The organism is Okeania sp. (assembly GCF_983059655.1).
On sequence record NZ_CEZPJD010000241.1, the window covers coordinates 1 to 10,236 of the forward strand.

10 protein-coding genes are annotated in these 10,236 nt (G+C 34.5%); 6 read left to right on the forward strand and 4 right to left on the reverse strand.

Annotated elements, in window-relative coordinates; genetic code table 11:
• Nucleotides 1-160 precede the first annotated feature (160 nt).
• From AC3DU7_RS15050 to AC3DU7_RS15060, 3 genes are all read left to right on the forward strand, one after another.
• Complete coding sequence (locus AC3DU7_RS15050; protein ID WP_488040143.1) at nt 161-613, forward strand: iron-containing redox enzyme family protein; 453 nt, start codon at nt 161-163, stop codon at nt 611-613.
• Between the two features lie 160 nt (nt 614-773).
• Nucleotides 774-2,045 carry an RNA-guided endonuclease InsQ/TnpB family protein gene (locus AC3DU7_RS15055; protein ID WP_488040144.1) on the forward strand — a complete coding sequence of 424 codons (1,272 nt, stop codon included), beginning with the start codon at nt 774-776 and terminating at the stop codon, nt 2,043-2,045.
• A gap of 11 nt (nt 2,046-2,056) precedes the next feature.
• Nucleotides 2,057-2,374: a hypothetical protein gene (locus tag AC3DU7_RS15060; RefSeq protein WP_488040145.1), complete on the forward strand. Its 318-nt coding sequence runs from the start codon at nt 2,057-2,059 to the stop codon at nt 2,372-2,374.
• Nucleotides 2,375-2,451: 77 nt separating this feature from the next.
• Here the strand turns inward: AC3DU7_RS15060 and AC3DU7_RS15065 are convergent, their stop codons facing one another.
• Entirely contained in the window at nt 2,452-3,027 is a 576-nt protein-coding gene (locus AC3DU7_RS15065) for a hypothetical protein (protein ID WP_488040146.1), read from the reverse strand.
• Between the two features lie 413 nt (nt 3,028-3,440).
• On the opposite strand from AC3DU7_RS15065, the gene AC3DU7_RS15070 reads away from it, so the two are divergent.
• Entirely contained in the window at nt 3,441-3,809 is a 369-nt protein-coding gene (locus AC3DU7_RS15070) for a hypothetical protein (protein WP_488040147.1), read from the forward strand.
• Between the two features lie 242 nt (nt 3,810-4,051).
• Here AC3DU7_RS15070 and AC3DU7_RS15075 read toward each other — a convergent pair whose 3' ends face one another.
• Entirely contained in the window at nt 4,052-5,719 is a 1,668-nt protein-coding gene (locus AC3DU7_RS15075) for a mechanosensitive ion channel (protein ID WP_488040148.1), read from the reverse strand.
• 80 nt (nt 5,720-5,799) lie between these two features.
• Here AC3DU7_RS15075 and AC3DU7_RS15080 point away from each other — a divergent pair, with 80 nt between their 5' ends.
• The gene (locus tag AC3DU7_RS15080) at nt 5,800-6,252 is read left to right on the forward strand and encodes an SRPBCC family protein (RefSeq protein WP_488040149.1); all 453 of its coding nucleotides are present in this window, start codon (nt 5,800-5,802) and stop codon (nt 6,250-6,252) included.
• An 848-nt stretch (nt 6,253-7,100) separates the two neighbouring features.
• Here AC3DU7_RS15080 and AC3DU7_RS15085 read toward each other — a convergent pair.
• Together AC3DU7_RS15085 and AC3DU7_RS15090 are read right to left on the reverse strand one after the other, a co-directional pair.
• On the reverse strand, nt 7,101-7,748 hold the full coding sequence (locus AC3DU7_RS15085; protein ID WP_488040150.1) for an alpha/beta hydrolase: 648 nt from the start codon (nt 7,746-7,748) through the stop codon (nt 7,101-7,103).
• Between the two features lie 108 nt (nt 7,749-7,856).
• On the reverse strand, nt 7,857-8,681 hold the full coding sequence (locus tag AC3DU7_RS15090; protein WP_488040151.1) for a SirB1 family protein: 825 nt from the start codon (nt 8,679-8,681) through the stop codon (nt 7,857-7,859).
• A 406-nt stretch (nt 8,682-9,087) separates the two neighbouring features.
• Between AC3DU7_RS15090 and AC3DU7_RS15095 the strand changes: the two genes are divergently transcribed.
• Entirely contained in the window at nt 9,088-9,894 is an 807-nt protein-coding gene (locus AC3DU7_RS15095; protein WP_488040152.1) for a YwqG family protein, read from the forward strand.
• Nucleotides 9,895-10,236: the final 342 nt, after the last annotated feature.

The window sequence follows — 10,236 nt, forward strand, 5'->3', positions numbered from 1 at the left end:
TTTCAAACACCCTACTAACTCTATACTTTACCTTATAAAGCGACAAGTCTATTATCAATATCCCAATTTACTATCCGTAAATTTTTAGTTTGAGAAATCATTATAGTTATCAAGATAAATCAATCAGTTCAACAAACTTAAACACAAGGAGCAAGACATAATGGTTTTAATGACTTCCCCCTCTATCAAACAAAGTTTTTGGCAAGTTATTGATAGCAGCAAGTTCTCTGGCAACCCCGCATTTGACCCTAGACTCCAAAATTTACGAAATATTTCTATACCTGAATTAATTAAAGTTTTAGAACAATATTCTTATATAACTAAAATCCATGATCAAAGCTTAAACTATGTTTGTAATGTCATTAAACCAGGTAAATTAAAAGTTCTTTTAGATGAGATTTATTTTGAAGAAACAGGTGATGGAAACCCTAATAATTCTCACTATAATTTACTCAAAAAATTCTTGTTTGGCTTGAATGAAGCTTTTGGTGGAACCATGCTCACCAATACAATTAATCCACAAGTTGATGCTCTAATTGAAAATTATGAGAATGACTTAAAAACCTATCCAATTTACCTAGAATCACCAGAAGGCCAGCGCTATAATTTTTAATTTAGCGCCTGGATGAATGGTGTGTGTATAATTATGATTTCCTACGGAATGCTCCGCAAACGATGTCATAATTATACACAAATATTAATAGTTTATCTAGTAGACATTTTGGGTAAATTTAGCTATAACAATAGATGTAGTCGAGGAATTAATAATATCTTTGCTAGTAATTGAGGCTAAATTAAAAGGCAGTCAAAATCAGTACAAAGTTTTAGATGAAATGATTCTCACAGGTCAATTCGTCAGAAATAGTTGTTTGCGCTATTGGATGGATAATAAAGATGTCAAACGCAACGACTTACAAAAGCTTTGTTCACAACTAGCAAAGGATAGTAATTTTCCTTGGGCTAAAAAGTTAAACTCTCAAGCAAGACAAGCATCAGCCGATAGAGCATGGCAATCAATACAGCGATTCTACAAAAATTGTAGACTGAAATTACCAGGTAAAAAGGGTTATCCTAAATTCAAAAAATTTACTCGTTCAATAGAGTATAAAACAACTGGTTATGTGCTATCTCCAGACAGAAAGAAAATTGAATTTAAAGATGGTTTTAAAGCAGGTGTATTTGAGTTGTGGACAAGCCGTGATTTAGTCTGGTATTCAGAACAACAAATAAGTCGTGTAAGAGTTGTTAGACGTGCTGATGGTTATTATTGTCAATTTTTAGTAAATGTTGAGAGAAAAGAAACTCATAATTTTCAAGGCAATGTAGTAGGAATAGATTTAGGTTTAAATGCTTTCTATACTGATAGTAATGGTAGTGCTGTAGAAAATCCTAAGTACTTGAGGAAGTCGGAAAAACGACTAAAAAAGCTACAAAGGAGAATATCACGTCGCTACGAGAAAGGTAAGAAACCTCAGTCAAATAACTACCACAAAGCCAGAAAGCAATTAGCCAGGCAGCATCTCAAAATCAGTAGACAGCGTAAAGACCATGCAGTAAAGACTGCACGGGCGTTAATCCAATCTAACGATTTGGTAGTCTATGAAGATTTAAAGATTGCTAACCTAGTTAAAAATCATCATTTAGCTAAGTCCATATCTGATGCAAGCTGGTATCAGTTCACAGAATGGTTAGAATACTATGCTAAGTTGCATGGAATTGCTTGCATAGCAGTACCTCCACATTTCACTAGCCAAAATTGTTCAAATTGTGGACAGACAGTTAAGAAATCATTATCAGTTAGAACCCACAAATGTCCGCATTGTGGCTATACTGCTGATAGAGACCATAATGCAGCAAGAAACATTCTAGCTAAAGGTTTAGAAATGTTGGGAGCAATAGTCAACAGTACCGAGGGGCACTCGGAACCTGGGGGAAACCCAAAAGCTACGGGAGAGTCCGACCTCTGGATTAGTAATAGCAATATTTCTAATTTAAGTTGTCTCTATGAGCGTAGAATCATCAATGATGAGAATCCCGCATCATAATCTCTGATTTGATGCCGGGAGTATGTCAAGTTGCTATTGGTATGGCAGGTATGGGTACTGAATGTATTTGTGGTCCAATATTAGAAGAAATTTGGGCACAAATTCAAGGTCGCAAAGACTTAGAAGATGTATTACCTAAATTAAACTTAGAGTTTTGGGGTATTCATACTGGAGAGATAGATCATTCCCATGCCGTAAGAATGCGTAATGCTATAGATGGTGAAGTAGGAGATAGTGAAGAGTTTGCTAATCAAATTTTACAAGGTTATCAGTTGTCTGTGAAATTCTGGGATGATTTATTAAATATTTTTGTGACTATTTCTGCTTGATTTTGCTTACCTACCTTAACAGTTTAAGTTTAGATCTAGGGAGAACGGGATATAGAATTTTTGGATTCCCCATTCTCTCAATCAGATTTTTTCTTTGATTTTCTCGAACACTTATTCTGAGAAGATTTTTGAGCTTTTTCTTTCCTCTTTCTTTTAAACTTTTGCCTCTGCTCGATAACTTCCGGAGGCGGACCATAATCTCCTCTTGAAAAATAAATTCGTTCTACTATATGTTGTGGCTCAACCTCAATCCACAGACGAGCTCCGCCTGCTTGACTATTGTTCGGTTGATGAGGCTGATAAACTATTTGGCAAGGTCCGTTAATTTTTATAGCATGGCAATACTCTTTCTTACCTCCTACTTTCACAGCAATTGCGGGGTGAGAAGTTTTATTATCTCGGTTATAATCAATAGTCTTTCGTAGAACATGGATAAAGGTATTGCCTGTACGTTCAGCCTTATTCCAAGTTCCTTCAGGACCTCGACGACCAGGTGTAATTTCTGGTACTCCTCGGTTGTTGAGGGGAATCATCCATAATCTTTTAACTTTGTAGGCTCCTACTACTCTATTTTGTTGTAGTAGTATCCGCAGTCTACCTGTTGATATGTTAAGTAAAAATGCTGCTTCTGTTGTACGAACTTCTGTACTCATAAAAACTAGATCGTTTTAGTAATAGAATCAGAAATACCTTGTGAGGAAGTGACCTGAAACGCATCTCAATATTATTATATCATACGAAATCCGATTACTATAGACCACATATCTTATTTAAGAAAAGCTTGATATATATAGTTATAGATTGTCTGACTTGTTTGTGGTCTAGCTAAACTCGATTTAGTATGATTACTGTTCCAAGGATTAAACCTATCTATAAAAATAAAGATTTTTCACAAATGAAAATAATAATTATTTATTGAAATTACTTTTTTTTGCAGTTTGTTACAAAATATGGATAAGATTTTCATAAATTTCACCGTATTTTCTCTAATTACTAAATGAATAACTTTTGCTTATAATGTAATCGAATAATTCTAAGTAAAAATCCTTTTAGTCCTAGAGTAATTTTGACTATGAAAAAGTTATTAGTAACATCTTTCTTAGCACTCGGAACCATTATATTGGGCTGCAATACTGCTTATGCGCAAACTTGTGAATCAGTTATTTATTCAGCAAAACAACGTATTTCTAACATACAAAGTAAGATTATTATGGACCCTTGGAGTTCACGACATGGTCTATCTTATAATCAAATGACCGAATTAGCGGATGCTTTGAAATATGCTAGATCTATTTATTTATATCCTCAATGTCACGAAGCAATAAAGCGGGCATATCTTCAAGAAGCAATTGATAGTGGAGAAAGAGTTCTAAATACTCGTCCAACTTACCAACCAACTACTCCTCCTAAAATCTATGTCGTGCCTGCGGGATAACTTCTTTTGCCAATAAGAATGCGTAATGCTTATAGATGGGAAAGCAGTAGATAGTAGAGAGTCTGCGGAACAAATTCTATAAGTTGATCAGTTATCTGTGAATTTTTGAGATAAATTATTGAATGTTTTTGTGACTTTGTAGTAGATATAGTTCAACTTCAAACATAGGGAGAACGGGTTATAGAATTTTTGAATTTCCCATTCTCCCAAATCAAGAACTTTGCTAGAACTCTGATTGAATATTAATTCTTACTTTTGAATTGCTCTAACCATTCTTGAATCTTAGAAGAGGCAATATCTCGTCCTCCTAAACCAAAAGCTAAAGCAATAGCTACTGCCATTGCTCCCATGAAAAGTCCAAAAGCTAGATTCACAATGCTCGGAGCAATTCCCATTTGCTGTAGAGCCATAGCCGAGACTAAAACAATAATTCCAATTCGAGCTAGCTGGCCCAAAAGTCGAGCTTGAGAATTACCAGAACTGCTGATTAAATTATAAGCAAGGTTAGCCAAGTACAGACCTATAGCCAATACTACTAAACCATAAAGAACCCGACCTGCAATATAAATTACAACATTGACAATTAAGGTCAGAGCCTCCAATTCCATAATCTGGGTAGCTGAAACCGTTGCAAAAAGGATAATGCCCACGAAAGCTACAATACCAGCAATTTCTGAAGGAGTTTTTGCAGTAGGTGTAGTTAGTTCACCCTGGATTACAGTAGCATTTGGGTCAGAATCTGATGATGTAGATGGTCGTGTAGATGGCGGGGTTGAACTTAAACCAAGCCAATTGAACAGGTTATTGAAACCAATGCTTGTTAGAAGATTAGTAATTAAATCACTAACAAACCGACCAACAAAATAAGCAACTACTAAAATCACAGTAGCAGCAAAGATTTTCGGAATAAACGTCAGAATATCATTGAGCATTGCCACTGCAGGAGTAGTAATGGCCTCAATATCTAGAGCGCTCAGAGCAGCGATCGCTACAGGAATCAAAATCAATACATAAACAACTGTGCCAATAATTGAGGAAAGATTTTGACTTCCAGTGGTTTGACTCATACCAAACCTACTACCCATTTGGTCTACACCTGTAGCAGCCAAAAGATTAGTAACAACTTTCTTAACTACAGTAGCAAGTAACCAACCTACTCCAGCTAGAATAACAGCCTTGAGAATTCTGGGAAGAGACTGCAAGATTTGATCAACCATGTTTTGAACAGGTTGTAGAGCAATCTGTAGTTGCAAAGCTTCCAGGATTACAGGCAAGAATAGCAAGAAAATCAACCAATAGATAGCATTAGCAATAGTATCGCTAATTTCTACTTGATTTTCTGTTTGTCCATCACTAACTTGTTGGTTGAGACGGTCATCTAAACCAAATGTCTTCAATCCTCTGCTAACTGCTAATTTAGCTATAGTTGCTACTAACCAGGCAATACCTAGCCAAATTAGGGCAGCTGCTACATTAGGTAAAAAGCTAGTTATTTCTGTGAGGAAGGCATTGAGAGGTTGAGAAACTGCCGTGAGTTTTAGTTTGTCAAAGAAAGCTATCAGAACAAAGATCATAATGATCCAGAACACCAGAGAAGAGATCCATTTCTCTACAGGTAAATTCTGAGCTTGTTCCTGACTACCTGTCACCCAACCAGCAATTTTGTTATCGATATTTGTCTTTTTGAATATTTTTCCAACTATGCCGGAAATAATTGAAGCCACTATCCAGCCAATTGCTAGAATTGCAATTGCTGTAACTGTGTCCAAAATCAACTGTTTGTTGAAATTTTGGGACAACTGGTTTAAGGCATTTGCTTCAGTTTGTGCCAAAATATTTGAGGCTAACATTAAATTAGCCTGAATTGGCTCATTGATTGATTGTGTAATAATTTGCCAAGTGCCATTCATGGTTTTCTTGGGTTAATGTGACCTTTAAATTAGCAACCTGATGAGATTACCAATATATGCCTTATAGCTTGAAGGTAATTATGTCATTTAGTCAAGTTTTTGAGCAATCTATTTTAATTCGTGCCAGTGCCACTATTGTAGAGGATTGTATTACTAATAACATTCTCATGCACAAGTGGTTAAATCCAATGTTACGCTGTGAACCTGTGGGAAAATGGGATACTTTTGTGGGAAGTCGTAGTAGATTTATCATAAATATTCCCTTTCTAAATCCCTCTCTAGATAGCGTTGTGGCAGAACGAGAACCGGGTTTAATTGTTTGGGAATTTAAGGGCTTTTTTCGAGGTCGCGATCGCTGGGAATGTCAACCAGAAGTTGAGGGTACTTGTTTATTAAATCGTTTTGAATTTGAGATACCTAATCCTGTAATTAAATTCGGTTTTAATCAGTTTGCTGCCTCATGGACAAAGGCAGATATGGAAGCTCAACTGCTACGTTTGAAGAGAGTAGCAGAAGAGCAATACTATAAATAAATAGACAATTTAGGTGCAGGTACTTATTATTTTTTATCTGCATCTAAATCATTATATTCCAGCAGTTAAAATTCAAAAAAATACCGCCTTAAATTACTTGTTTTTGTGTTTCAGGTCTGGTAATTTTATGTCAAGAAAAGGAAGAATAAGTAAAGAATAAAATTCAAGTCCTTATTTTCAATTTTCTCTTCTTAATTTCTTGGGCAGATATGGGGTTTAATTTATCAAAAGTTTATGACAACAAATTTGTTTTCAATAATTAGGGTTTGCTGATTAAATCTCAAAGCATTGATAGTAAGCATTCAGCCGTCAGCCATCAGCTATCAACTATTGCTTTTAATTTTAGGACAAAAGCTTTATTAATTGTCTTACTATAAAAGTTGGTTCCCTTGCTCTTAAAGTCAGTTGTTAAATAAACAACTTTTCCATAACAGAGAGTTTTGTTGCTTTTAACGCAGTTCCTCCGGAGGAGGCTAGCTGACTGCTAATAGCTGTTTGCGCAGCAGTCCGCAGGAAATGCTTACCATTGACATGTAAATACTTTAGCCTTTTTGGGCTGGAAAAAAGTGTGCCTGTTCAGTCTAAAACGCCCAAAAAGTTAGTATTTGAGGCGCATAGTTGGGCAGAAAAATTAAAGGATAATTCTTACTCCCACCTCCTTTCAATTCCCATTTCTCCTGTCTCTTATCCCTACTAAAAGACTTTTTCAGCAAACCCTAATTAATAATTAATAATTACAGCAGTTACCATTGCTGTATTTGACGTATCAAAAGCTTAAAACTTTAGACAAGCTAAATTTTTCCTTCTTCTTACTTCTTCCTTCTGCCTTCTTATTTTTTCCATGCAGACTACTCACAGAATAATTTTTGTACCTGTGGCTGGGCCTTGAGAAATTCTAATCCTCTTTTCGCAAAATCAATAGTCTCTACAAAAAATGTTTCAATTCCTTTAGCATCAATCACAATTTTATCTGTCCATTTAAACTCTTGCACCATTTCTAAAAATGATATTTCTCCATCACTAATCATTCGATTAACTGTATCAATAATATCGTTAGTTACTTGAGATACATTACTATCTGGAGAAAAATAACGACTAAATTCTTCCACACCAAGTTTGCCATAACGCGATTCTAATAATGTATTTACAAAATCAGCTTCAACCTCTAATTTATAATTTAAAATTTCCCGAACTGTATCAATATTTTCCTGAGTAGCATTTGCAGTTAAAAACAGTGACTTTAATTGCTCGGACTGTTCTCCTGTCTCAGCAAAAGTTACTAGATCGGCAATAACTATAGGTATATTCAAACCATCATAGGTAATTTTAATTTCATCTATAGCATCTGCTGGTTGAGCAGTAAAGATTAAAACACTACTAATAATTGCCAAAAATCCGGCAAAAAAAAGGTAGAAAAATTTTGATATTCCTTGCCTAAAATCAGCAAATTTTTTTAATTTATTGTTCGACTCCCCTGAATTGAAAATATTTTTCATTCTGCTATTCCTCACAAATTAATAACTACATTTGTTCAATGTATTTTCACTCTTGTATCTAAGGTCTGAAATATGAGATATCGGGTTCCCCAAATTTGTCATATTCAGTTATGAATTTTGACTCATACTATGCAGTAATTTTCTTATTATATCTGCATCCTCTGCTTGAGGAAGATTTACTAGATAACTCTCTAAATCTTGACGAGATTTTGCCCAAAAGTTTAACTGGTAATATAATACGCCTCGGTCTCGCCTTTCTACAATTGCATCAGGAAATAATAATAAAATTCTATCGATAGCTGCAATAGCTTTTAACCCCTCATTTCGGTTCAAATAAATTCCTTTAAGATTTGTCAACATTCGTGCTAAAAATTGTTTTTTACTTACCTTTGCCAAAAACTGAGGTTGTAGCTCTACCTCTCGACCATAAATATTGGCCAATCTTTCTTGACAATCTTGAGGAAAAAGAATTTCACCTCGATTAAAAGCATCTACATATATGCCAGCGTCTTCAAAATCAGGTCGAATTAAAAAATGCCCTGGCATTCCAATACCAACCATCGGAAAATTAATTCTATTAGCAATTTCTAAATAGACTAGAGATAAAGTAATTGGAATACCAGTGCGTCTTTCTATTACTTGATTCAAAAAACTATTTTGTGGATCGTAATAGTCAATTGTATTTCCAGCAAAATTTAAATCATCATAGAGATAGTTATTAATAGTTTTAATAATTTGTAGAGGGTAAAGTGTTTCTGGTAATTTTTCTCGGACTTCATTTGCCATGGTATCCAGAGCATTCAGATATTCATCAGGGTCAAATTTTGGTTGATATTCTAAAGCTAAATAAAGAGCAGCTTTAGCTAAATCTATTTTTTCATCAGGTTGATTAATTTCTGAATAAAATAACTGTTTATATTTGGAGTAATTCATATTAATACCTAGTAATTTCAGTTATCATTTGTAATAATTAAAAGCGTCATTAATCACCATAAGTATAATTTTATCAATACATTTACCGAATAATTAAATAATTAAACAATTTGGGTTAAAAGCTTCCTCTTTCAAGGGGAAAAAAGCGGTCGCTCTTCGGAGCGCACCCGTTGGGTGGGATGGCTAGGAAACCCGCTCTTGCAGAGTCGCTCCGCTTTTTCCTAGGTCATGCTACGCTTTCCATGTCGGCGACAGCCGTTAACGTAGTTATGCGTCAGCAAAACGCCATATACAATCGACCCAGAGAATAAATTTTTTCCTTCTTTGTCAATCCTCTCCCTTTTAAGGAGAGGCAATTATCAATTATGCATTATCAATTATCCATTAATTAAAGGACTACCTAATTATGATATCGTCACTCGAGCTTAATTTACCCGACGGGTTAGAACCATACCATGAAGCGATCTCTAATAGCATTAAACCTTATTTAAAAATTGATATTAAACCTAATTCTACCCCATGGTGGGAAAGTAAATTTGGAGGACTTCCCTATTTACCTCGAACAATTGATTATCCAACTAATAAAAAGGGTGAATATTTAAAATTGTTAGCCCAACTTAACTTTTCAAAAATGCCTCAGTTAGAGAATTTTCCCACTCAAGGAATTTTACAATTTTATATTGATGGTAACGATCCTTCTTATGGTTTCGATTTTAATTATCCAACTAATCAAGATGGCTTCAAAATTATATATTTTGAAGAAATTGTCGAAAACGTTAATAATTTAATTACAGATTTTGATTTTTTAGAAGAGCATCATGAAACTCCTATCAGGGGTGAATTTAATTTAATTTTTACCAATTATTATTCACCTATACATACAAATGATGCAGCTTTTAATCTGTATTTTCCTAATTTTGATGATGATGATTTACTAGACATTTACGACCGCTGGTTTAGTCAGTATTTTTGGGTCCATGAAAATCAGCATAAGCTAGGGGGATATCCTGATTTTACTCAAGAAGATCCTCGTTTCAATCCTGAATATGAAGATTATATTTTATTATTACAAATTGATTCAGATTATGGACATCATGGCGAGACAAATTATATTTGTTGGGGAGATGCAGGAATTGGTAATTTTTTTATTAAACCTTCTCACTTAAAAACGTTAGATTTTTCTACAGTTCTTTATAATTGGGATTGTCATTAACAATGATAATTTCAGACCTACAAAATAGTAATATAAATAGGGCTTGCTGATTAAATATCAAAGCATTGACTGATATTGGTAAGTGCCTTTTTTGTTTGAAAAAAGTGCAAGCTTTTTAGACCGAAAAGCTCATGCATGGTAGTATTTTGGGACGATTATGGCAGAACAATCAAGGTACTATTCTTCTAACTACTTCTTCTATAATTCCCATTCCTCCTGTTTGCGGAGCATTCCGTAGGAAATTCTGGCTACTTCTCTTACTAAAAAACTTTATTCAGCAAACCCTAAATAACTGATAACTGATAACTGATAACTGATAACTGATAACTGATAACTGATAAC

Bases quoted from the DNA above. Each gene is read 5' to 3' on its own strand.
- AC3DU7_RS15050 (WP_488040143.1), top strand. From the start codon at position 161: ATGGTTTTAATGACTTCCCCCTCTATCAAACAAAGTTTTTGGCAAGTT.
- AC3DU7_RS15060 (WP_488040145.1), top strand. From the start codon at position 2,057: ATGCCGGGAGTATGTCAAGTTGCTATTGGTATGGCAGGTATGGGTACT.
- AC3DU7_RS15065 (WP_488040146.1), bottom strand. From the start codon at position 3,027: ATGAGTACAGAAGTTCGTACAACAGAAGCAGCATTTTTACTTAACATA.
- AC3DU7_RS15075 (WP_488040148.1), bottom strand. From the start codon at position 5,719: ATGAATGGCACTTGGCAAATTATTACACAATCAATCAATGAGCCAATT.
- AC3DU7_RS15080 (WP_488040149.1), top strand. From the start codon at position 5,800: ATGTCATTTAGTCAAGTTTTTGAGCAATCTATTTTAATTCGTGCCAGT.
- AC3DU7_RS15085 (WP_488040150.1), bottom strand. From the start codon at position 7,748: ATGAAAAATATTTTCAATTCAGGGGAGTCGAACAATAAATTAAAAAAA.
- AC3DU7_RS15090 (WP_488040151.1), bottom strand. From the start codon at position 8,681: ATGAATTACTCCAAATATAAACAGTTATTTTATTCAGAAATTAATCAA.
- AC3DU7_RS15095 (WP_488040152.1), top strand. From the start codon at position 9,088: ATGATATCGTCACTCGAGCTTAATTTACCCGACGGGTTAGAACCATAC.